General features: G+C 70.4%; 18 protein-coding genes and 1 tRNA gene. 9 read left to right on the forward strand and 10 right to left on the reverse strand.

What is annotated here, in order from left to right; all coding sequences use genetic code 11:
• Positions 1 to 143: 143 nt before the first annotated feature.
• The 3 genes from AB0H76_RS30970 to AB0H76_RS30980 all read left to right on the forward strand — a co-directional run bounded on the left by AB0H76_RS30970 (position 144) and on the right by AB0H76_RS30980 (position 3,176).
• Positions 144 to 217, forward strand: a tRNA-Arg gene (locus AB0H76_RS30970).
• 363 nt (positions 218 to 580) lie between these two features.
• Positions 581 to 1,855, forward strand: a complete 1,275-nt coding sequence (locus tag AB0H76_RS30975) for a hypothetical protein (RefSeq protein WP_357330558.1) — start codon at positions 581 to 583, stop codon at positions 1,853 to 1,855.
• A gap of 1 nt (position 1,856) precedes the next feature.
• On the forward strand, positions 1,857 to 3,176 hold the full coding sequence (locus tag AB0H76_RS30980) for a lipase family protein (RefSeq protein WP_357330559.1): 1,320 nt from the start codon (positions 1,857 to 1,859) through the stop codon (positions 3,174 to 3,176).
• Positions 3,177 to 3,182: 6 nt separating this feature from the next.
• Here the strand turns inward: AB0H76_RS30980 and AB0H76_RS30985 are convergent, their stop codons facing one another.
• Both AB0H76_RS30985 and AB0H76_RS30990 read right to left on the reverse strand, forming a co-directional pair.
• Positions 3,183 to 4,601 carry an NAD-dependent succinate-semialdehyde dehydrogenase gene (locus AB0H76_RS30985; protein WP_357330560.1) on the reverse strand — a complete coding sequence of 473 codons (1,419 nt, stop codon included), beginning with the start codon at positions 4,599 to 4,601 and terminating at the stop codon, positions 3,183 to 3,185.
• On the reverse strand, positions 4,598 to 5,716 hold the full coding sequence (locus AB0H76_RS30990) for an alcohol dehydrogenase catalytic domain-containing protein (RefSeq protein WP_357330561.1): 1,119 nt from the start codon (positions 5,714 to 5,716) through the stop codon (positions 4,598 to 4,600). The genes AB0H76_RS30985 and AB0H76_RS30990 overlap by 4 nt, the downstream gene beginning before the upstream one ends.
• A 96-nt stretch (positions 5,717 to 5,812) precedes the next feature.
• Between AB0H76_RS30990 and AB0H76_RS30995 the strand changes: the two genes are divergently transcribed.
• Both AB0H76_RS30995 and AB0H76_RS31000 read left to right on the forward strand, forming a co-directional pair.
• Positions 5,813 to 7,681: a helix-turn-helix domain-containing protein gene (locus AB0H76_RS30995; protein ID WP_357330562.1), complete on the forward strand. Its 1,869-nt coding sequence runs from the start codon at positions 5,813 to 5,815 to the stop codon at positions 7,679 to 7,681.
• A gap of 200 nt (positions 7,682 to 7,881) precedes the next feature.
• Positions 7,882 to 8,544 carry a response regulator transcription factor gene (locus tag AB0H76_RS31000; protein WP_357330563.1) on the forward strand — a complete coding sequence of 221 codons (663 nt, stop codon included), beginning with the start codon at positions 7,882 to 7,884 and terminating at the stop codon, positions 8,542 to 8,544.
• Here the strand turns inward: AB0H76_RS31000 and AB0H76_RS31005 are convergent.
• Positions 8,538 to 9,506 carry a hypothetical protein gene (locus AB0H76_RS31005; protein ID WP_357330564.1) on the reverse strand — a complete coding sequence of 323 codons (969 nt, stop codon included), beginning with the start codon at positions 9,504 to 9,506 and terminating at the stop codon, positions 8,538 to 8,540. The genes AB0H76_RS31000 and AB0H76_RS31005 overlap by 7 nt on opposite strands.
• 146 nt (positions 9,507 to 9,652) lie before the next feature.
• Positions 9,653 to 10,336, reverse strand: coding sequence for a TetR/AcrR family transcriptional regulator C-terminal domain-containing protein (locus AB0H76_RS31010; protein ID WP_357330565.1), 684 nt, complete (start codon positions 10,334 to 10,336; stop codon positions 9,653 to 9,655).
• Positions 10,337 to 10,442: 106 nt separating this feature from the next.
• Here AB0H76_RS31010 and AB0H76_RS31015 point away from each other — a divergent pair, with 106 nt between their 5' ends.
• Positions 10,443 to 10,928 carry a nitroreductase family deazaflavin-dependent oxidoreductase gene (locus AB0H76_RS31015; protein WP_357330566.1) on the forward strand — a complete coding sequence of 162 codons (486 nt, stop codon included), beginning with the start codon at positions 10,443 to 10,445 and terminating at the stop codon, positions 10,926 to 10,928.
• Positions 10,929 to 10,949: 21 nt separating this feature from the next.
• On the opposite strand, the gene AB0H76_RS31020 is transcribed toward AB0H76_RS31015, so the two are convergent.
• The 5 genes from AB0H76_RS31020 to AB0H76_RS31040 all read right to left on the reverse strand — a co-directional run bounded on the left by AB0H76_RS31020 (position 10,950) and on the right by AB0H76_RS31040 (position 18,314).
• Complete coding sequence (locus AB0H76_RS31020) at positions 10,950 to 12,650, reverse strand: AMP-binding protein (protein WP_357330567.1); 1,701 nt, start codon at positions 12,648 to 12,650, stop codon at positions 10,950 to 10,952.
• The gene (locus AB0H76_RS31025; RefSeq protein WP_357330568.1) at positions 12,647 to 13,690 is read right to left on the reverse strand and encodes a MaoC family dehydratase N-terminal domain-containing protein; all 1,044 of its coding nucleotides are present in this window, start codon (positions 13,688 to 13,690) and stop codon (positions 12,647 to 12,649) included. Before AB0H76_RS31025 ends, AB0H76_RS31020 begins: the two co-directional genes overlap by 4 nt.
• Before the next feature lie 131 nt (positions 13,691 to 13,821).
• A complete protein-coding gene (locus AB0H76_RS31030; protein ID WP_357330569.1) occupies positions 13,822 to 16,314 on the reverse strand; it encodes an FtsX-like permease family protein in 2,493 nt (830 codons plus the stop codon).
• On the reverse strand, positions 16,311 to 17,009 hold the full coding sequence (locus AB0H76_RS31035; RefSeq protein WP_357330570.1) for an ABC transporter ATP-binding protein: 699 nt from the start codon (positions 17,007 to 17,009) through the stop codon (positions 16,311 to 16,313). Before AB0H76_RS31035 ends, AB0H76_RS31030 begins: the two co-directional genes overlap by 4 nt.
• Before the next feature lie 270 nt (positions 17,010 to 17,279).
• Complete coding sequence (locus AB0H76_RS31040) at positions 17,280 to 18,314, reverse strand: helix-turn-helix domain-containing protein (RefSeq protein ID WP_357330571.1); 1,035 nt, start codon at positions 18,312 to 18,314, stop codon at positions 17,280 to 17,282.
• 97 nt (positions 18,315 to 18,411) lie between these two features.
• Here AB0H76_RS31040 and AB0H76_RS31045 point away from each other — a divergent pair, with 97 nt between their 5' ends.
• Genes AB0H76_RS31045 through AB0H76_RS31055 form a run of 3 tightly spaced genes read left to right on the forward strand, consistent with a single transcriptional unit; the run spans position 18,412 to position 21,139 of the window.
• Positions 18,412 to 19,302, forward strand: coding sequence for an alpha/beta hydrolase (locus tag AB0H76_RS31045; protein WP_357330572.1), 891 nt, complete (start codon positions 18,412 to 18,414; stop codon positions 19,300 to 19,302).
• A gap of 47 nt (positions 19,303 to 19,349) precedes the next feature.
• On the forward strand, positions 19,350 to 20,294 hold the full coding sequence (locus tag AB0H76_RS31050) for an alpha/beta hydrolase (protein WP_357330573.1): 945 nt from the start codon (positions 19,350 to 19,352) through the stop codon (positions 20,292 to 20,294).
• 32 nt (positions 20,295 to 20,326) lie between these two features.
• Positions 20,327 to 21,139: an MBL fold metallo-hydrolase gene (locus tag AB0H76_RS31055; protein WP_357330932.1), complete on the forward strand. Its 813-nt coding sequence runs from the start codon at positions 20,327 to 20,329 to the stop codon at positions 21,137 to 21,139.
• Here the strand turns inward: AB0H76_RS31055 and AB0H76_RS31060 are convergent, their stop codons facing one another.
• The gene (locus AB0H76_RS31060) at positions 21,140 to 22,462 is read right to left on the reverse strand and encodes a bifunctional o-acetylhomoserine/o-acetylserine sulfhydrylase (protein WP_357330574.1); all 1,323 of its coding nucleotides are present in this window, start codon (positions 22,460 to 22,462) and stop codon (positions 21,140 to 21,142) included.
• Between the last annotated feature and the right edge of the window lie 26 nt (positions 22,463 to 22,488).

Here is a 22,488-nt window from a genome sequence, read left to right on the forward strand (position 1 = left end):
TTGGGCCGATAACCTGTTCCTGGACCGGCACCGGCCGACACGGTAAGAACTGTTTCCGTCGCTAAGAAGTACCGATCTGGACGGTCGCTATACTTACCGTGCTGCTGGACAGCAAGGCCGTTGTCGGCCATGGTGGACGCACTGCCTCCGTAGCTCAGTTGGATAGAGCAAGGGCCTTCTAATCCCTAGGTCGCAGGTTCGATTCCTGCCGGGGGCGCTTCACCGGATGTACCTGCGGTTCTACCGCAGGTACTTCGGTACCCGCCACACTCGTCGCTCAAACAGGCCTGGACGGCGGCCTTCTCCCCCGAAAAGCGCCCGCTACCGCCACATCTCGCGCGGCCGAGCAGTAGCAATTATCAGGCAACTTTGAGTTCGAAGTATCTCGTGCGCGGTTCGTCGGGGATTCCCGGGTTGTCCGTCCCTATGATCTGTGTGTTTCCGCGCTTGCACCCTGCTGATCTATCGAGGTCGAGCGGGCGGCCCGCTTCTGCTCGATGTGGTAGCTATCAGACGGATACCTCCTTCGGCCTCGGTGAATGTTCGATTCGAACTTCTAGAGAGGACGGATGAACACCTGATGCCTATCAGTGTTTCGCGACGCACGATGACGGTGGCGCTGGCGGCCGCGGTCGGACTAGGGCTCACCGCGTTCGCCCCGGCGGGGGCGGCGGAGCCGCTGGACCAGTATCTGGATCTGCCGCTGGTGAATCGGGACGCGGCGAGCAGTCCCGGTGGGGTCCATCCCGAACTGCCCTACGACGTCGCGGAATTGCGCGACCTGCTCGATCGCGCGCGGGCGCAGCGGGTGGCGCCGACGCGGTATGCGGCGCTGCTCTACCAGTATTGGCTGGTCGACGTGACGAACAAGGCCGGCATCGACCTGCGGTCCTGGGATCCGCGCGTGGGTGTTCAGGCCAACCGCGACAACCTGATCAAGTCCTATCGCTACTACGAGGATCTGCAGCTGGCGCATCGCGAGTTGCAGTGGGCGGGGATGGGTGGGCAGGTCGGGGCCGACTTCGGCGGCGGGCTGCTCGATTTCGAGCTGATGAGCACCCTGTACGGCGTGCCCGGGATCGCCGAGTCCGCGCGTGCCGTGATCGGCGCGGTGACGCAGACCGCGGGTCCGCAGGCCGTCGATCTACTGCCCAGCGGACTGCGGGCGCTGGCCGAGGCGGGCAGCGCGATCACGCCGGAGGATCTGCACTACATCATCGGGATGATCCTGGTGATGCAGAAGAACATCTTCTCGGATCTGATGCCCATGCACGACGCGTACGTCACCGAGGGCCTGCCCGCGCTCGCCGAATTCCGCGCCGCGGGCCTGTTCGGCGACGACATCATGAATGCCTGGCGCGATGTCGCCTCGGGCGAGGACGTCCGGATCGCCGCGGGCAACGCCGCGTTGCTGCGCCGCGAGCAAGACCACGTGATCTCCAGGCAGTGGGACGAGACGCGCGCCTACAAGGGCAGTGTCGGCGAGGCGATCACCTACGCCAGCGGCGCGGCCGGGTCGCCCTCGGTGGCCGGTGTGGTGCCGCCACGCGAATTCCATCCCGTGCGGGTGCCGTTCACCATGGCCGACGGCCGGCCCGCGCTGCTGACCCTGCCGCTGCCGGACTGGAACTGGTCGGTGCTGGACGCCCGCTGGGACTACATCACCACCCAGCTGCTGCCGAAGTACCGGGACCAGGTCCAGAACGACTGGCCCGCACTCGAAGCCGCGCTGCGTACACCCTACGAGATTCAGCTGGAGTCGCACCGGCCCTTCCTGAATATCCCGCAGCTGCTGGATTCGGCGATCCGGCAGATCACCGTGACCCCGGTCGACGCCACGATGGCGGTGCGCTGAGATGCGGCGCTGGACTCTCGCCGCGGCCGCGGCCCTGCTGACCCTGGCCACCGGAACCGCGGCGGCCGACCCGGTTCCGCCGCGCACGCCCGGTCTGGGCGAAGTGTTCAACGGCTATGTGATCGGGGCGCTGCAAGGCGCGACGCCGGGCTCGCCCGAGGAGATCTTCCAGGCGCTGCTCGTCAACGACCCGTTCTATCAGGAGCCGCCGCTGACCGGCTCCGAGAAACCGGGAACGGTGATCAAGGCCAAGAAGGTGGATGTGATGTTCACCGGACTGAAGCCTGCCGACCTCGACGCCTACAAACTGATGTACGTCACCACCGGCGTCGACGGCGTCACCCCCGCCGTCAGCACCGGCATCCTGATGATCCCGCGGGATGACAAGCCGCACAGCGCCAAACACCTGATCTCGTATCAGGCGGCCAACGACAGCGTCGGCTGGGGCTGTCATCCGAGCACCCAGTGGACCGGCGGCGATCCGCTCGACGGCGCGTCCTGGTCCGCGCTGGGGCCGCTCGCGCTGATGTTCGGCAAGGGGCACGCGGTGATGATCTCCGATGTCGGCAACGACGCCGACCGGCGGCCGCACGGGGTGTTCGCGGGCAAGTTCGCCGCGCATGCCCAGCTCGACGGCGCGCGTGCGGCGTTGCACCACACCGACGCCGGCCTGGATCCGCATGCGCAGGTGGCGTTGTTCGGGATCGCGGGCGGCGGTGTCGGCGCGGCGTTCTCGGCCGAGTTGCAGCCGGAGTACGCCCCGGAGCTGGACGTGAAATCGACCGTGCTGGAGGGGATGGTCGTCGACCAGCGCAACTTCCTGCGGGTCGCCGACGGCGGCCTCGGCTCCGGTTTCGGCTTCGCGACCCTGCTCGGACTCGAGCCGTGGTACCCGGAGATGGCGCTGGACTCGCGGCTGAATCCGGCCGGGCGCGCCGTGGCCGACGTCTTCCGGTCACAGTGCCAGGACGCCTATTTCGCGCTGCCGTTCCTGCCGCTGCGCGCTTATTTCACCTCCGGGATCAGCCCCGCCGACGAGCCCGCTTTCCAGCACGTCTTCGACGACAACCGGCTCGGTGTCGGGGGTGCGCCCACCTCCAAGGTGCTGATCGCCTCGTGCGCCAAGGACGATTCGTTCATGTCGCTGGTGCCGGCCAAGGACGCCAGTGATCTGGCCGAGAACTACCGATCCCGGGGCACGGACGTCACCTACCAGCCGACGGACTGCGGGCTGGTCAAGATGCTCACCGATCTGTACGGCTGGGGCACCGATCTGTTCGGCATGCAGACCGTCGAGTGGCTCGACAGCACCTTCGACTGAGCCGGGTCAGAGGGCGAGACCGAGGTATTTGGTCTCGAGGTATTCCTCGAGACCTGCCCGGCCGCCCTCACGGCCGAGCCCGGACTCCTTGACGCCGCCGAAGGGCGCGGCGGGATCGGAGACGACGCCCGCGTTCACCCCGACCATGCCGGTCTGCAGGGCCTCGGCGAATGTCAGTGTCTCGCTCAGCTTCTCGCCGAAGACGTAGCCGATCAATCCGGCGCTGGTGGCGTTCGCCGCCGCCAGCGCCTCGGCGGTGTCGGCGAAGGTCCGGATGGGCGCGACGGGCCCGAAGATCTCCGTGCGCAGGATGCGGGCGTCGGCGGGTACCTCGGTCAGCACGGTCGGTTCGAAGAAGTGGCCCGGTCCGGGTCGGCGGTGCCCGCCGGTGCGTACGCGGGCGCCGCCGCGCACGGCCTCGTCGACCAGACGCTCGACCGCGGCCACCGCCGCCGCGTCGATGAGCGGTCCGACCTGGGTGCCGGGTGCGCTGCCGTCGCCGACCCGCAGGGCCGACAGCTCGGCGCTCAGCCGGTCCGCGAACTCCGCGGCCAGCGTCTCGTGCACCAGGAACCGGTTGGCGGAGGTGCAGGCTTCGCCGGAGTTGCGCATTTTCGCCTCGACGGCGCCGGCCACGGCCTTGTCAAGATCGGCACTGGCCAGAACGACGAAGGGCGCGTTGCCGCCCAGTTCCATCGAGGTGCGCAGCACGCGCGGGGCGGCCTGCGCCAGCAGCGCCCGGCCGACCGCCGTCGAACCGGTGAAGGTCAGCTTGCGCAGTCCGGGGTCGGCGATCAGCGGCGCGCACACGGCCGCGGCGTCGGAGGTGGTCACGCAGTTGACCACGCCAGGCGGGAAACCCGCCTCGTGTAGCAGTTCCATCAGGGCGAGGCTGGTCAGCGGCGTCTGCGGCGCGGGTTTGAGCACCAGGGTGCACCCCGCGGCCAGCGCCGGGGCGATCTTGCGGGCGCCCATCGCCAACGGGAAGTTCCACGGCGTGATGGCCAGCACCGGTCCGACCGGCTGCTTCATGGTGACGATGCGCCGCGCGCCCGAGGGCGCGAGCCGGTAGCCGCCGTCCGCGCGCACACCTTCCTCGGCGAACCAGCGGAAGAACTCGGCGCCGTAGGCCACCTCGCCGCGGGCCTCGGCCAGCGGCTTGCCCATCTCCGCGGTGATCAGCGCGGCGAACTGCTCGGTGCGCTCGTGCAGCAGGTCGAAGACGCGCATCAGCAGATCGGCGCGCGAGCGCGGGCTGGTACGGGCCCAGCTGTCCTGTGCCGCCACCGCGGCCGCCAGCGCGCGCTGCCCCACCGCGGCGTCGGCGTCGGCGACCCGCGCGATGATCGCGCCGGTGGCCGGGTTCTCCACGGCCAGCGTCGGCGCGTCACCGGTCCAGGCGCCGTCGATGTAGTGGCCCGTCATCGGGTCGGCTCGTCGAAGGTGATGATCTGGCGGATCGCCTGCCCGTCGGCCAGCCGGTCCATCGCCTCGTTGATCCGCGACAGGTCGATCCGGTCCGAGATCAGGCGCTCGACGGGCAGCACGCCGTCGCGCCACATCCGCACATAGCGTGGAATGTCGCGGGCGGGCAGCGCCGATCCGAGATAGCTGCCGACGACCGTCCGCGCCTCGGCGGTCAGGGTCAACGGCGAGATGGATGCCAGGGCGTCCGGGCCGGGCAGCCCCACCGTGACGGTGCTGCCGCCGACCGCGGTCGCGGCGTACGCGGTCTCGAAGGCCCGTGGATGACCGGCACATTCGATGACATAACGGGCGCGAATCCCCTTGTCCACCAGTTCCTCCGGCGTGTAGGCCGCATCCGCACCCAGCGCGAGCGCCTGCTCGCCCTTCGCCCGCAGCGTGTCGACCGCGACGACCCGGCGCACGCCGAGCGCCTTGGCGACCAGCACCGCCGCCATCCCCACCCCGCCCAGGCCGACGACCATGACCTCGTCGTCCGGGCCCGGGCGCGCGACGTTGAGCACCGCGCCGCCGCCGGTCAGCACGGCACAGCCGAACAGGGCCGCGACCTCCGCGGGGACATCGGCGTCGACCGGCACCACCGAGGCGCGGTCGACCACGGCGTGCGTGGCGAAGCCGGAGACACCGAGATGATGGTTGACGCGCACTCCGTCGCGCGACAGCCGCCCCGGATGGTGCAGTAACTCCCCCGCGTTGTTGGTCCGGCTGCCCGCCGGGCACGGCAGCCGCCCGCCCTCGGCGCAGGCCGGGCACTGCTCACAGCGCGGCAGGAACGACATGACCACGCGCTGCCCGACCGCGAGATCCGAGACCGCGGACCCGGCGCGGACCACCAGCCCGGCCGCCTCGTGGCCCAGCAGCATGGGCAGCGGGCGGACCCGATTGCCGTCGACCACGCTGAGGTCGGAATGGCAGACCCCGGCCGCCTCGATCCGGACGAGCAGTTCGCTCGGGCCGGGCTCCCCCAGCTCGAGCTGGGCGACGCTGAGGGGCTTGGAGTGCGCGAACGGCCGCCCGCGGCCGATCTCTTCCAGAACGGCTCCGGTTATCTGCATGCACCAGACGTTAGAAGCGGCCGAGCTTCCGGTATATAGCTATATTGCATACAGAAATGTCGTCGGACAGTTCATTCCGCACACGAGGATGGGACTATGGATTCCTCGGTCTCTGGAATTCTGGAAGGCCTCCACACCGGTATCCCCCAGCGCGAATTGGACGACCGCGTCGCGGCGGCGCTGGCCCGGGGCGAGCTGACCGAAGCGGCCGCGGTCGCCGCCCGCGAGCTGGGCGTGCGGGCGGCCGAACGCGACCGCCGCGAGGAGGTGCTGCGCGCACTGCACGACACCGCCACCGACCTCACCGGCATCCGCGATGTGGAGGCCGTGCTCCAGGCCATCGTGGGCCGCACCCGCACCCTGTCCGGCAGCGATATGGCCTACCTCAGCCTCAACGACCACGCCAGCAACGAGACCTACATCCGCAAGTCCGACGGCGTGCGGACCGAGGCCTACCGGCTGCTGCGCATGCCGATCGGCACCGGCATCGTCGGGCGCGCGGCCGCCGGGGTCACCTCGTATCAGAGCGCCGACTACCTCGGCGATCCCGAGATCACCCATCTGCCCGAGGTGGACGCGATCGTGCGGGCCGAGGGCGTCCGGTCCATCCTCGGCGTCCCGATGTACCTGCACGGCAAGGCGATCGGCGCGCTGCTCATCGCGGATCGCGCGCGACGCGCGTACCCGGACGCGACCGTCGATCTGATCGACACCATCGGCAAGCACGCCGCGGTCGCGCTGGACAACGCCGAGCGGTTCTCCTCGATCCGCGGCGCCCTGGAACGGCTCGGCCGCGAGCAGGTCTCCCAGCAGCACGAGATGTCGGAGTTGCAGAGCCTGATGGCGCTGGACCGGCGGCTGATCGAGACGGTGATCGGTGGCGGCGGTTACGCGGGGTTCGCCGATCTGGCGCAGCGGATCGCGGCGTCGCGGGTCGCCGTGCTCGACGCCGCCGACGGGGTGCTCGCGACCGGTCCCGGCGACCAGTGGTCCGCTCGCATCGCCGAGCTCGCGGCCGGCCCGCTCGCGCAACCCCTCCGCGCGGCGGCAGAGACGGGGGAACCTCGCGAATTCCGCACCGCGGGTGCGACATTCACACTGATCCCGGCCCGCACCGCGAGCGACCACCTGGCCACCCTCGTGCTGGCGGACCGCTTACCCGACCTGCCCGCAGGACTCCTGGAGCGGCTGTCCATCTTCCTCACCATCCTGCGCCTGTTCGACCGGGCCGCGCACGACGCGACCCAGCAGCTCCAGATCGAGCTGCTCGACGATCTCCTGTCCGGGCGCGACGTACCGGCGGATCGGAAACGGCAGCGCGCCAGTAGATTCGGGCTGCGGCCGAGCGATGCCCTGACCGTCGTCGTCCTCGCCGCGCCCGGCGCGGACGACCGGCGCATGGAGAGTCGACTGCGGTCGGCCGTAGCGACGCCGCGCGCGCTGATCGCCCGCTATGACGGTGACTTCTGCGTGGTGGCCGCCGACGACGGCGCGGTGGCCCAGCGCGTGCACACCGCGCTCGACGGCACGGCGACAATCGGATTCTCCGGCCCCGCAACCGGATTCGACCAGCTGACCACCTCCTACCGGCAAGCGCGCCGCGCTCTGTCCACGCTGCAGATGCTCGGCCGCACCGGCGCGCTGCTCGACGGCGCCCGCCTCGGCGCGGTCGGCCTGCTCCTCGACGCCGCGCACACCCTCGACCCGGCGTTCGGCCCGCTCACCGAAATCCAGCCGCTGCTGGACTACGACGCGCGGCACCACACCACCCTCACCGAAACCGCCTGGGCACACCTGGAATTCGGTGCCAACATCGCCCGCACGGCCGAGGAGTTGTTCATCCACCGCAACACCGTGCGGCAGCGGCTGTCCCGGATCGGCGCGCTGCTCGGCCCGGATTGGCTGGACGGCCCGCGCCGCCTGGACGTTCACCTCGCCGTGCGCGTGTGGAAACTGTCCGGATAGCAATTTCGTAGCAATGAGACCGCGAATGCTGAATTCTTGATACTCCCCGCGCACCGCGCCCGAGATGGGCGGTCCGATCCTTCATAGCCTCGAAGGGCTAACCTCCAGCATGGAGCGTGGCTTCGTTTCAGCGTGCCCGCCGGTGATACTTGGTAGAGGGAAGCCCGTGCTTCCGCAGAGGTGGAGGAGGTGGTGCTGCGGTGGCGACGGTTTTCCTGGTCGACGACCACGAGATCGTGCGGCTCGGCCTCCGCGATCTCCTCGCCGGCGCGGCCGACCTGCGGGTGATCGGCGAGGCGGGCACCTGCGCGGAGGCCCGGCTGCGGGTCCCGGCGCTGCGCCCGGACGTCGCCGTGCTCGATATCCACCTTCCCGACGGCAGCGGCGTCGAGCTGTGCAGCGAACTGCTCGCCAAGACCCCGGGCCTGCACTGCGTGATGCTGACCGCCTACTTCGACGAACACACCATGATCGGCGCGGTCCTCGCGGGCGCGAGCGGTTATCTGGTCAAGGACATCCGCTCCGGCGAACTGGTGGACGCGATCCGGGCGGTGGGCGCGGGCCGCTCGCTGCTGGACGAGCGCGCCGTCGCCGCCCTGATGACCAAGCTGCGCACCCAGGCCGCGACCGCGCAGGGACCGCTGGCGACACTGACCGATCGCGAACGCACCGTACTCGGCATGCTCGGCGAGGGCCTGACCAACCGCCAGATCGCGCGCCGAATGTTCTTGTCGGAGAAGACCGTCAAGAACTACGTCTCCCAGCTGTTGTCGAAACTGGAGGTGGGCGGCCGCACCGAGGCCGCGGTGCTGGCCACCAAACTCGGCCTCTCCGACAACCCGGACAGCGAAGCCGCCTACTGATCGAGCACCTCGGCCAACGGCCGGCGCGGCGTCTGCGGTAGCGGCGCCGCGCAGGTCGGGACCCAGCCGACGCGCATCATGGCCTGCGGATAGGCGCAGTCGTAGAGCACGTGGGTGCGGATATCGTCGCGCAGCTCGGGCAGGCCGAGCGGTTCGGTTTGCAGGCAGCTCGACAACCCCAGATCGGTCGCGGTCAGCAGCGTCGCGCTGATCGCCTCGCCCGCGCGCACCCGGGACTTCCGGTCGTCGGCGGGGGTGCAGATCACCAGCCATTCGGCGGCGTCCGGATGCCTGGTCCGGTCGGGCAGCGCGGGCTCGCTGAACCCGCGCACGGGGATCTCGTCGCCGGGGTCCGGTAGCGGGCTGTTTTCCGCGGGCACGCCGTCGGAGGTGCCGTGCCGCCCGCTCCAGGCGGCCAGTTCTCGTTGATAGGCACGGTCGGCGGCATGCTGGTCCACGGCTGCGCGGGCCGGTCGCGCCAGGTGCGGGCGCAGTCCCGCGGGCACGTGCCGCACCACCGCCCCGTGCGCGGAGGCCCGGGTGGCAAGCGTGCGGATGTAGCCCGAGGGCACCCGCCACGAGCTGTAGCGGCGCCGGTCGGACTGGCGGTGCAGCACCGCCGCGCTGAGTTCGAAATCGGTCCGGCTCGCCGCTCGCGGCGTGAATCGCACGGTGGCCAGATGATCGGGATCGTCCGGCTTCGGCAGGTAGTCGACCGCGGCCTGCCAGCCGAGCATCGCCATCGCCACGGTGCAGTGGTGCAGGGCAGCACCGCAGCTGAGGACCAGTCCGCGTTGCTGCGGATCGGTGGCGGCCAGGTGCCGGTCCGGATCGGCGTACAGCTCGACGGTGGGACCGGCAATCCGCCAGCGCCAGGGCTGGCTGTTGTGCACCGAGGGCGCGCGGAGCGCCATCTCGATCGCGGCGTGCATGGTCTCGGAGTCCGGCTGTGCGGAGCACATGGCTTCGGTGGCACCTTCCTGGTGGACGCGTGCGCGATCGGATCGCACGGGGAACCGCGCCACCTTGACCAGTTTGGGTAAATCCCCGGCAACCCGCACCGATCCGAAGGTCCCGAAAATTCGGGACAAATGCCCGGGACCGCCCCTCAGGCGGGGGTGCGCAGCCGTTCGAGGCCGTCCAGGATCAGGTCCAGGCCGAATTCGAACTCGGTCTGGTCGTCACACCAGCCCAGTTTCGGATCGGCGTCGTCGTGTACCGGTTCGTCGGCCATCATCCCGGCGATGTTCGGGAACTGGTCGGCCATGGCGGCCAGCATGGCGGTGGCCTCCTCGTCGGACGGCCCGCCCGCGGACTCGAACAGTTCCTGGGTGAAGCCGAGGGCCCGGCTGCCGAGCGCGTGCATGGCGTGGTGCGCCAGGTCGTAGGAGAAACCGCCGGTGCGCAGCAGGCCGATCACCGCGTCGAAGTAGGTGATCAGGGGCAGGGTCATCGGCGAGCGCGTGCCGATCAGCGCCGGCGCCCAGGGGTGCCGGAGCAGGACCCGGCGGGCGAGCAGGATGCGGCTGCGCAACACCGGTTTCCAGTCGGCGGGCGATTCGGCGGTCAGCGGCTGGACCTCGGCGTTGATGGTGTCGAGCACCACCTCGATCATCCCGTCGAGGAGTTCGGCCTTGTTCGCGACGTGGTGGTAGAGCGACATCGCCTCGACCCCGAGGTCGGTGGCGACACTGCGCATGGTGACCGCCGCGACCCCGTCGCGGTCGGCACGGGCGACGGCGGTGCGCAGGATCTGCTCGCGGCTCAGGCGGGGACGGTGCTCGGTAACCATTGCCGGCCAACTTTACCGTACGCAGTAAGGCGGCGACCCTTGACAGCCTTACGTTGTAATGCTTCCCTTACGGCAGCGGACTTACAACGTAAGAGAGAAGTTGATCATGTGGATTTGGATCGTGACCATCGTGGGCACGCCGGTCGGCCTGGTGCTGGCCCTGCTCGTGTTCCTGGTTGTGTCGATGCGCACCGGATATCGCCCCGGCCTCTCCGCCGTGCGCCGTTTCAACCGGCGCTTCACCAATCGCCACAACATGAAGACCGCCGGACAGCCCGGCGCCGGCTCCTCGGTGATCCGGCACGTCGGCCGGTCCAGCGGCAAGGCCTATGCGACGCCGATCGGCATCGCCGAGTCGGGCTCCGATTTCCTCACCCTGCTGCCCTACGGCACCTCGGCCGACTGGCTCCGGAACGTGCTCGCCGCCGGGACCGCCGAGGTCGTGCACGAGGGCGTCACCTACCGGATCACCGACCTCGGCCTGGTCCCCTGGGCAACGGTCGCCGCGCGGCTACCGCGCGGCGAGCGGATGGCCGCGCGGGTCTTCGGCGTCGATCAGGTGCTGCGCCTGGGCAAGCCGATCGCGCCGTAGGACGCTCGGGCGCGGCGCGCCTCAGCGCTTGTCATCAGCGGTTCCTTGTTCCGGGACCAGCAGATGCACGCGGCCGTGCGTGGCGAATTCGGTGGCCAGCGCGTGCTTGTCGGCGGCGGTCATGAGCGCGTACCGAGCGGGCGGGCGGCCGGTCCACTGGTGGACCGGGTCGTCGGTGTCCCAGCGTTGCTGCTGCAGAACACCTTTGACTATCTTGTTGGACCCGGTCGCGGGCAGGCGGGACGAAATCCGCAGCAGTCGCGGAATTCCCTTGCCGCCCAGATCCGGCTGACCGCTCAGCCACTCCGCCAGCGCCTGCGGATCCAATTCCGCGGGATCGGCCACCTCGACCGCGGCCATGAGCCGATCACCCGACCGCGGATCGGGCACCCCGTACGCGGCCGCGGCCAGAATTCCGGGATAGCGGCGCAGCACGCGCTCGGTGACGAGCGTCGAGGTGTTCTCGCCGTCGACTCGCACCCAATCGCCGCGGCGGCCGGCGAAATACAGGAAGCCCTTGTCGTCGAGGTAGCCCAGATCCCCGGACCAGTACCAGCCATTGCGCAGGCGTTGCGCGTCGGAATCGGAATCGGCGTAGTAGCCCTCGAAATTCGGAGAGCCGGTCTTGTCGACGATCTCCCCCACCGCCAGGTCGGCATTGCGCAGCTGCCCGCGCGAGTCCAGCTCGGCGACCGGGCATTCCCGCAGGGTCTGCGGATCCAGGATGACCACCCCCGCGTGCGCGGGGCGACCGAGTGCGGCGGCCGGGGCGGCCGGATCCGCGATGGCGACCGCTCCGCCCTCGCTCGAGCCGTAACCTTCGGCCAAGGGCGCGCCGAAGCGGTCGAGGAATCGTGAGCGATCGTCGGGTGCGGCTTCGGTGCCGAATCCGCGGGTGAGCCGGTTGTCGGAATCGTCCGGGCTCTCGGGAGTGGCCAGGACGTAGGCGATGGCCTTGCCGACGTAGGTGAAGTAGGTCGCGCCGAAGAACCGGATGTCGGAAACGAACTGCGAGGCAGAGAATTTCGGCGTCAGGCATACCGTCGCGCCGACGGCGAGCGCGGGCGCCCACAATGCCATCAGCGCGTTTCCGTGGAACAGCGGCATGCAGCAGTAGTCCACGTCTTGGCGGGTGTGCCCGAACTTGGCCGCCGCGGCGTAAGCGATACGCGCCAGACGGCCCTGGGTACAGCGCACGGCCTTCGAGCGGCCGGTGGTGCCGGAGGTGAACAACAGCAGCAGCAACGAATCCGCGGTCCCCGTCCCTGCGGTATCGCTCTCCGCGACAGCTGAATCCGCGAGCAACTCGCGGTACCGGGCGGAGGTGATGTCCAAGATCCGATCGTGCCCCACCCCGAGATCGAGGGATCGCAGCCGCGCCGCCCCGGCGGTGTCGGTAATGATCAGCCCGCAGTCGGTGTGCCGGACCTCCCCGGCCAGGGTGTCGTCGTCCCGGGTGGGGTTGATGCCCACGATCGTCGCGCCGGTCAATGCCGCACCGCCGAGCCAGAATACGAATTCGGGCACATTGTCCAGCAGTACCCCGATGTGTCGCGGACCCGACCATCGCAGCCGGGTCGCCAACGCTCCGCGGCGGTAGGACTCGGTCACCACCTCGTCCCAGGACCATTCCTGTTCGCGGGTGCGCAATCCCGGGTGCGGATCGCCGATCCGAGCGCGCAGCAGCGAGGCGATATCGGGCGCGGGATGCACCCCGTTCACAGCGCGTCCTCGCGCGTGGCGGTTCTGTCCATGATCAATTCCACGGTCGCGATGATGTGTTTGCCCAGCGCGCAGGTCCCGGTCACCGCTACCGAAACCCGTTGCCCCGCCACCGCGCTCACCCGGCCGGACAGCGTCACGGTGTCGTAGGCGTACCAGGGCGCGCCCAATCGCAGGTTGATCGAGGTGATCTGCGCGCGGGAACCGGCCCAGTCGGTGACGAAACGCTGCACCAGGCCGGTGTCGGTGAGGATATTGGCGAAGGTGTCCTGGGAGCCACGCGCGCGGGCGTAATCGCGGTCGTGATGCACCGGCTGGAAATCGCGCGTAGCCAGGGCCGCCGCGACGATGAAGGTCGGCGTCGCCGAGATGACCAGCTCCGGCAACCGGTCGTCCACCTCGGCCAGCGGCGGCTGCTCGGGCACCAATCGGGTCGGCGCGCCGCCGTATCGAGCGTTCTCGCCCGCCAGCGGCGCACCGGGGTCGTGTTCGGCGGGCGCGGCCGCGGCCGAGTCGGATCGTGCCGCAGGCCGGAACTTGAGCATCCGGAAGTTCATCTCGGCCACGACTTCGGCGCCGACGAGCCAGGTGCTGCGGACGGTGCAGAACCAGCCCTCCCCGAGCGCGGTCTGCTTCGGCCCCGCACACGCCGTCAGGGATGCCTGGAGCGAAACCTGCTCTCCGAGAGCGGTATAGCGGTGGTAGACGGTGTCGCAGTCGGTCGCCAGCAGCGAGGTGTAGCCCGCGCTGTCCAGCAGTTCGAAGAGTTTGACGGTCGGGTGGTCGTCATCGCGTTCGGCGCCCAGCGCGGGCATGGTCCACGCCTGTGTCATCGCCGGCGGCGCGACCACCGTGTCGTATCCGGCGGCGCGGGCGGCGGCGGGGTCGAGGTAGATCGGATTGGCATCGCCCAGGGCCTCGATCCAGTTGTTGATCATCGGCTGGTTGATCGGATCGCGGGCGGGGCGGGCGGCGGCCTCGGGGCCCGCGATCAGGGCCTGGGCCGCAGCGTAGAGGTCCGATAGCGCTGCTTCGCTCATGAGTTGTCCTGGGATAGAGGGGATACGAATCGGTCGATGCAGGGTAGGCGAATCCCGGTCGGGGTTGGCCGGATTCGACCTGATGGGCGACAACCGATGCACCGACGACATCCCGAAGATGTGCGACCGGACTAGTCGGCGCCGATGGCGCCGATGATGCCGAGTCGCGCGGCCCGCACGGCCGGCGGGATCGAGCCGAGCAGGCTCAGCAGCACCGCGCCCGCCGCGAACAGCAGCGCCGTAGCGCCCGGCCGATAGGGCACCTCGATGTTCATGATGTCCGGGGTCACGGTGCCGAAGAAGTACTGACTGGCCAGGCCGAAGCCTAAACCCAGGACGCCGCCGACGATTCCGAGGCCGGCCGCCTCGGCGAGCACCATGCGCACGGTGACGCGGCGGCTGGCGCCCATGGCCCGCAGCACCCCGATTTCGCGGCGGCGCTCCAGCACCGACAGCGTCAGCGTATTCAGCAGGGCGATCGCGGCGATCAGCACGACGATCACCCACATGGCGGTCGCGACCGCCATGCCCTGCCTCGCCGAGCCTTCGACGGCCGCCAGAGCCGTCGCACCGGAATACACCTCGGCCCCGGGGGCCAGCCCGCGCACCGTCGCCGCGAGCCGATCGGGGTCGGCGCCCGGTCGCGCCCGGACCTGGAGCAGGGTGGCGCCGGGCCGGTCGAACCACTCGCGCATCTGGGCCAGGCCCAGGCCGACGGTGCCGGTGAGCGCCGAGAAGTACGACACCACACCCAGCACGGTGGTCTCGTGCGGCCCGGTCGGCGTCTGGATGGACAGCGCGTCGCCCGCCGAAACGTCGAGGGTGCGGGCCATGTCGCGAGACAACACCACGCCGCGACCGGCGACCAGCGCCGCGCGCGTCTCGGGCGTCGAACCGTCGTAGAGCGGATTCACCGCGCCGGCGGCCATGCCGTACAGCAGCACCTTGTGCTCGCCGAGGGTCGCGTAGGCCACCTGCGCCTCGATCACCTGCTCGACCTCCGGCAGGGCGGCCACCGCCGCGGGCAGCGCCGCGGGAAGGGCCGGGCCGGTCGGAAATTGGTCCGGCGGATGCGAGGAAACCCAGATGTCGACCGCGCCCATCGAACCCATCGAGCCGCGCATCGATGCGAGCAGATCGTTGTTGGCCCCGGTGGTGGTGACCGTCACGGCGACCGCCATGAACACCGTCATCATGGTGGCCCAGACCCGCCGCGGCGCGCGTTCCAAAGTGGCGCCCGCCAATTCACCGGCCCGGCCGAAGCCGCGCGCGACCCGGGCGGTCGCGCCGACCAGCGGCCCGGCGGCCGCGAAGCACACCAGCACACCGGCTCCGAAGAACAGACTCAGCGCGACGCCGGACCAGAGGAATCCGTCGAGGTGCAAGCGCACCAGGACAATCGCGGCGACGAGGTCGAACACCGCCGCACCCGCGGCGGCCAGCCGCAGCCGGACCGCCACCTGATCGCCGACGCCCGCGCCGACCGGCGCCAGCGCCTCGACCGGCGAGACCTTGTACACCTGGTGCGCCGCCACCGCCGAGGCCGCCATGCTGGTGAGTACCGCGGCCGCGATCGCGATCGGAATCGCGGTCAGCGGCACCGAATACACCGTGCGCGCCTCCACCGACTGCACCAGCGCGGCGGGCAGCGTGCCGATCGCCATGCGCCCCATGGCGATTCCCAGCAGCGCGCCGATGCCGCCGCCGAGCACGCCGATCACCGCGGCCTCGACGAGCAGATCGCCGACGATCGTCGAGCGCTTGCCGCCGACCGCGCGCAGCATCGAAATCGTCTGCCGCCGTTGCACGATCGCCATGCTCATGGCGGTGTAGATGAGGAACGCGGCGACGATGAACGCCAGCGATGCCCCCAGCAACGTCATGGTCTGCATCATTCGCACGCCGCCGCCGGTCTGCACGGCGCGCGTGCCGGGCTCCGCGACCAGCGCGCGCCCCGCCACCACCGCGCCGACGGCGGTCCGCAGCGCCGCCGGGTCCGCCTCGGGGCGCGGCACGATCAGCACGGAATCGAGCCGGTCGGTGCGGCCGGTGACGCGCTGCGCGACCGGCAGTGAGGTCAGCACGTAGTGGCCCGCGTTGAGCCGCTCCAGCTTCTCCCCCGACAGCACGCCCGCCACCGTCACCTCCAGCGCGCCCAGTCGCAGCCGGGTGCCGGCCGCGACGCCCACGCCGGGTCCGACCAGCACACCGTTCGGCGTCGAGGCCAGCGCGAAGATCTGGCCGTCGACCGCCTCCTGTAGATCACTGTGCAGCGCGGTGGCGCCCCCGTCGGCGCCCAGCACCAGCACCGGCCCGACGCCGCTGGGCACCTTGGCGCGCAGCATCGGCACCGCGTGCGCGACGCCCGGTACGGCGGCCACCTGGGCTTGGAGCGCGGCGGGGAAGCCCGCGTCGGTGACACCGGAGATTTCGAGGGTCGCGCCCCCGGCCAAGCCCGCGACCAGCTGGTCGACCGAACTCGACAGCGAGCCGAAGATGCCGAGCACCGCGACGAGGAACGCGGACGACACCGCCATCACGGCCATCGAGGCGAAGGTCCGGCCCCGGTGCGTGCCGAATTCGCGCAGGCTGAACAGGCGCCAGCGGTCGAGCAGGGGTGTCATGGGCGTTCCGCGAGGGTCAGCGCGGCGGAGTCGGTGACGATGCGGCCGTCGCCGAGGGTGAGCACCCGGTCGGTGGCGGCCGCGGCCTCGGTGTTGTGGGTGACCATCACGACGGCGCGGGCGGCGTCGTGGGCGATCTCCGCGAGCAGTTCCAGGATGGCCGCGCCGGTCTTGGAATCGAGGTTGCCGGTCGGCTCGTCGGCCAGGATCAACGGCGGGTCCAGCACCAGCGCGCGGGCCAGCGCGACCCGCTGCATCTGGCCGCCGGACAGCTCGGCGGGGCGGTGCGCGGCGCGGCCGCTCAGCCCGACCAGGTCCAGTAGCTCCAGCGCCCGGCCCTTGGCGGCCCGTAACCTGGTGCCGTCCAGCAGTTTCGGGACGGCCACGTTCTCCCAGGCGGACAGCGTGGGCAGCAGGTTGAAGAATTGGAAGACGAAGCCCACGTGCTGCCTGCGGAATTCGGACTGCCGGTTGTCGTCCAGCCCGCCGATCTCGGTGCCCTGGAAGCGAATCGATCCGGAGTCGGGTGCGTCCAAGGCGCCCAGCAGATGCAGCAGCGTGCTCTTGCCCGCACCCGACGGTCCGACCACCGAGACGAACTGCCCGGCGGTGAGCCGCAGGCTGACCTGGTCCAGCGCGCGCACGGTCGCGCCGCCGATGCGGTATTCCCGCACCACGTCGGTCAATTCGAGCATGGGCCCTCCCGCTCAGCACAGCGGCTAACCCAGCGCAACGGATCACCCGCCGCGTACCGCGCATCAGCCTGTTTTGCTACACGTTCCAGCGGTCCAGCCGGAGCGCCGCTGCGATGCTTTAGCATCCTCAACGGTTCCGCCAAGACAACCAGAGTTGCGAACGGCCGTCAATCTAGAACACGTTATTTGCGATCGAGCAGGCATGATCGGAGGAATCGAGATCCCCGAGACGCCTACCGCGAGAATGCCAAAGCACACTTCCGGCAAGCGTTATCCATCGGCTAGTCGCCAGGCGCTCAAGGCGAGCTGGGCGCGCACCAACCCCGCGGGCTCGGTGAGTTCGAACCCCAATGTCCGGCCGAGCTGCTCGAGCCGGCGAGCGACACTGCTGTGATGCAGGTGCAGCAGCTCCGCGGCGCGGCGCAGCGAGCCGGTACCGCAGTAGACCTCCATGGTATCCAGATCGTCGGGGCTACCCGCGATTCCGGCGACGGCACCGACATCGGCGTTGTCCCGCAACGTATCCCGGGGCACCTGCGCGAGCAGCGCGAGCACACCGAGACTCCGGTAGTGCACCACCGGCTGCCGAGCAGTACTGAAGCGCAGCGCGGTACTCGCTTCGTACCACGACTTTTCCGGTCGCTCGGAGTTGCCGAGACCCGCGCGGACACCCGCCGGGAATCCGGCCGGGTCGAGCGCCGCGGACAGGAGCACACCGACGTCGCCGACCGTCGCGGCTTTCACCGGGCGGCCCGGGCAGACCAGGCCGCCGATCCGATCCAGCGGCAGATCCGAGCGCACGGCGGCGACGCGCACCGGCAGTTCGGCGGGAAAACCCAAGAGCCGCAACGCCCGATCGCGCGCCGCCGCCTCGGTGCCCGAGCTGATCACCAGCTCCACCAGCGCCGGGTCGGCCATGGTGGTGCGGGCCGGGCCGTAGCGTTCGACCACCGCCGCGGTGGTGATGGCGAGCCGGTCCAGCAGCAGGTCGTCCAGCGCCCGGGACGGACCGGTGCGTTCCAGCCAGACACTGCCGATCTCCTCCTCGTCGAGCAGGATCGGCAGCGTCAGCGACGCGACCGGCGGCGGTTCGGCGACCTCCCGGCCGTCCGGCCCGAACCGGAACATCCGCCCGGTGCCGTGCACCCGGATGCCCGCCGCGCATTCGGCGAGATTGGCCGAGGCGCGGGCCAGCGCCGGCAGGTCCACCCGCCGGCGCAGCAGGGTGTCGTAGAACATCACGACCCGCAGCGCGCCCTCGGCCTCGGTGTCCAGCTGCGAGAGCCGCACGATCAAGGCGTCCATCCCTGGAGGATAGGCGCGGCGATCGTCGCGCGGGAAGGCCCGGACACGCGACGATCGGCGGATGATCTCGCGGCCGCGGGCCACGACGATAGGTGTCATGGATCCCGAACTCGAACCGTTCACCGCGCTGTTCCCGCCGGCCGATCTGTCCGACCCGGCCGCCGCGCGCCGCCAGCTGGCCGCGCTGTCCGCCGCGATGCCGGTGGACACCACCGGCTTGGACATCGAAACCCGCACGGTCCCCGGCGATCCCGGGGTGCCGATCCGGATCTATCGGCCGCAGGACGCGCAGGGCGCGATCGTGTGGCTGCACGGCGGCGGGTTCGTGATGGGCGATCTGGAGACCGAACATCCGTGGGCCGCCATGCTGGCGCGCAACTCCGGTGCGACGGTCGTCTCGGTGGCCTACCGGCTGGCCCCGGAGCAGCCCTTTCCCGCCGCGCCCGACGATGTCTACGCGACGCTGCGGTGGCTGGCCGGGCACGCGGACGAGCTGGGCCTGGACCCGGCGCGGATCGCGGTCGGCGGGCACAGTTCCGGCGCGGGGATCGCGGCGGCGGTCGCCCTGCGGGCGCGCGACGAGCGCAGTGTGCCGATCCGCTTCCAGCTGCTGCACCAGCCCGGCCTGGACGATCGCCAAACCTCTTGGTCAGCAAGGAATTTCACCGACACGCCCTTCGTGACCCGGACGAAGATCGCGCAGATGTGGGGGCACTACCTGGGTGACATCCCGGCCACCCCGTACGCCGCGGCGGCCCGCGCCGAGGACCTGTCCGGGCTGCCGCCCGCCTACCTCGCCACCGCCGAGTTCTGCCCGAACCGGGACGAGGGCATCGAGTACGCGCTGCGCCTGCTGCGGGCGGGCGTGCCGGTCGAATTGCACCAGTGGCCCGGCACTTTCCACGGCTCGCAGGCCATCCTGTCCGCCGAGATCTCCCAGCGCCAGAACGCCGAACTCGGCGCGGCCCTGCGCCGCGCCCTGCACTGACCATTACCGACGAAAGGCACATCATGCGAGGCACGATTCCCCGGAGAATGCGGCTGCTGTCCGCGCTCACACCGAAGGTCGACTGGGATGCGCTCACCCCCGAGCAGGCCATCGACCTGCGCGCGGCGCAGGATCGCAAACTCGGCAGCGCGGTGGGCAAACTCATCACCGGGAAACCCGACCGCGGCGCGGACATCAGCACACACACCCTGGAGCTGCCGGGCCGGCGGCTGGATGTCCGCCTGTACCGGCCCGTCCAGGGCGGTACGGCGCTTCCGCTGATCGTCGCGTTCCACGGCGGCGGTTTCATCGGCGGCACACCCGCACAGGACGATTGGCTGCTCAGTCACCTGGCGGCCCGGCTGCCGGCCGTGGTGGCCGCGGTCGACTACCGGCTGGCGCCCGAGCATCCCGCGCCCGCGCAGGTCGAGGACGCCTACGCCGCGGTACCGCGGCTGGTCGAGCAGGCCGCGCGGTGGGATGCCGATCCCGGGCGGCTCGTCCTGCTGGGTTCCAGCGCGGGCGCGACGCTCGCGGCGCTCACCGCCCTGGCCGCGAACGATCTCGAGCTCCGGGTGCGCGCGCAGGTGCTGATCAACCCGCAACTCGACTGGACCGATCAGCTGTTCCGGTATCCCTCGTTCACCGAGAACGCGGACGCGCCGACGGCCTCGCCGGCCAACTGCCGGGCCTTCGGCCGCCTGGTACTGCCCGCGTCCTTCGAGGCCCGGGCGATGTCTCCGCTGTATGCCGCGGATCTCACGGGTGCCGCCCCGGCGATCATCCTGGCGGCGGGCCTGGACACGCTCGAGGATCAGGCACCCGCCTACGCCGACGCTCTGGCCCGCGCGGGCGTCGAGACGACGCTGATCCGCTATCCGGAAGCCACGCACGCTTTCCTGAGCATGCCGGGCGCGGTGCCCGCCGCCCGGACCGCGCGCGCCGACATCCTCGGCTATCTGCGCGACCACGTCCTGGCGGCACGCCTGTAGGTTCCGCCGCGTGTAGAAACGTGGAGGTGAGCATGTGGAAGATCTGCCGGACCTGCGCGGTCGAGCACGAGGCGGCCGCCGAACGCTGCGCCATCTGCGCCGACGAGCGCCAGTGGGTGCCCGCCACCGGGCAGCAGTGGGTGACGCTCGAAGAGCTTGCGGCGCAAGGGCATACGGTGGCGATCCAGGAGCTGGAGCCGGATCTGTTCGGCCTGACCGTGCGGCCCCAGGTCGGCATCGGCCAGGAATCGCATCTGCTGCGCACCCCCGCCGGGAACGTGCTGTGGGACGTCACCGGATATGTCGACGCCGACGCCGCGCGGCGGGTGCTCGAACTCGGCGAGGTGGTGGCCATCGTGCCCAGCCACCCGCACCACTACGGCGTGCAGGTCGAGTGGAGCCGGGCGCTCGGCGGGGTGCCGGTGCTCGTCGCCGAAGCCGATCTGGAGTGGATCGCCCGCCCGGACAGCGCCATTCGGCCGTGGTCCGATCGGCTGGACGTGCTGCCGGGTGTCGTCCTGCGTCAGCTCGGCGGGCACTTTCCGGGCAGCGCGGTGCTGCACTGGGCGGCCGGGGCGGCGGGCAAGGGCGTGCTGTTCAGCGCCGATACGGTCCAGGCGAACCCGGACCGCACCTCGGTCGCGTTCATGCGCAGCTACCCCAACCGCATCCCGCTGTCCCCGGCCGTGGTCGAGCGTGTCACCGAGGCGGTCGAGGAATTCGACTTCGACCGCCTCTACGACAACTTCGGCAAAACCATCGACCGCGACGCGCGCGCCGCGGTCCGCCGCTCGGCCGATCGCTATATCGGCTGGGTGCGCGGCGATTTCGACCGGCTGACCTGACTACGACGCGGCGTCGAAGCCGGTGCGCAGGTCGGCGAGGATGTCCTCGATGCCCTCGATGCCGACCGCCAACCGGACCAGGCCCGGGGTGACGCCGGAGCTGAGCTGCTGCTCCGGGGTGAGCTGGGAGTGCGTGGTCGAAGCCGGATGGATGACCAGCGACCGGACATCACCGATGTTCGCGACGTGGCTGTGCAGGGTCAGCGCGTCGACGAACTTCTTGCCCGCGTCGATACCACCGGCCAGCTCGAAGCCGATGATCGCGCCGGTGCCCTTGGGTGCCAGCTGCTTGCCGCGCTCGTACCACGGCGAGGAGGGCAGGCCGGCGTAGGAGACGGAGGTGACCTCGGGGCGCTCGGCGAGGAACTCCGCGACCTGCTGCGCGTTGCTGACGTGGCGCTCCACGCGCAGGCTCAGCGTCTCCAGGCCCTGGCTGATGAGGAAGGCGTTGAACGGCGCGATGGCGGCGCCGAGGTCACGCAGCAACTGCACCCGGGCCTTGATGGCGTAGGCCGGCGCGCCCAGATCCGCGTAGACCACGCCGTGGTAGCTCGGGTCCGGCTCGACGAAGCCGGGGAACCGCGGCGCGTCGCCGTCGCGCACCGACCAATCGAAGGTGCCGCCGTCCACGATGACGCCCGCGATCGCCGCGCCGTGCCCGCCGAGGTACTTCGTCGCCGAGTGCACGACGATGTCGGCGCCGTGCGCGAGCGGCTGGATCAGGTACGGCGTGGCGACGGTGTTGTCGACGATGAGCGGCAGCCCCGCGGCGTGCGCGACGTCCGCGATCCCGCGAATGTCGAAGATGTGGTTCTGCGGGTTGGACACGGTCTCGCCGTAGAACGCCTTGGTGTTCGGGCGGGTCGCCGCGCGCCACTGGTCCAGATCGTCGGGATCCTCGACGAAGGACACCTCGATGCCCAGCTTCGGCAGCGTGTAGGTGAACAGGTTGTAGGTGCCGCCGTAGAGCCGCGGGCTGGACACGATGTGGTCGCCCGCGTTGGCGATGTTCAGGATGGCCAGGGTCTCGGCGGCCTGCCCGGAGGACAGCAGCAGCGCCGCCACGCCGTTCTCCAGCGCGGCGATCCGCTGCTCGACCGCGTCCTGGGTCGGGTTGCCGATGCGGGTGTAGATGTTGCCCGGCTCGGCCAGGCCGAACAGCGCCGCGGCGTGCGCGGTGTCGCGGAAGGTGTAGGAGGTGGTCTGGTAGATGGGCAGGGCACGGGCCTGCGTATTGGTATCAGGGACCTGCCCGACGTGGATCTGCTTGGTCTCGAAGCTCCAGCTGGACGTCGGGTCTGCCACGGGGGTCGGTTCGCTCATTCCCCGACGCTAGGAACGATGCCGCT

Source organism: Nocardia sp. NPDC050712 (assembly GCF_040654295.1).
In the GTDB taxonomy this organism is placed as follows: Bacteria; Actinomycetota; Actinomycetes; order Mycobacteriales; family Mycobacteriaceae; genus Nocardia.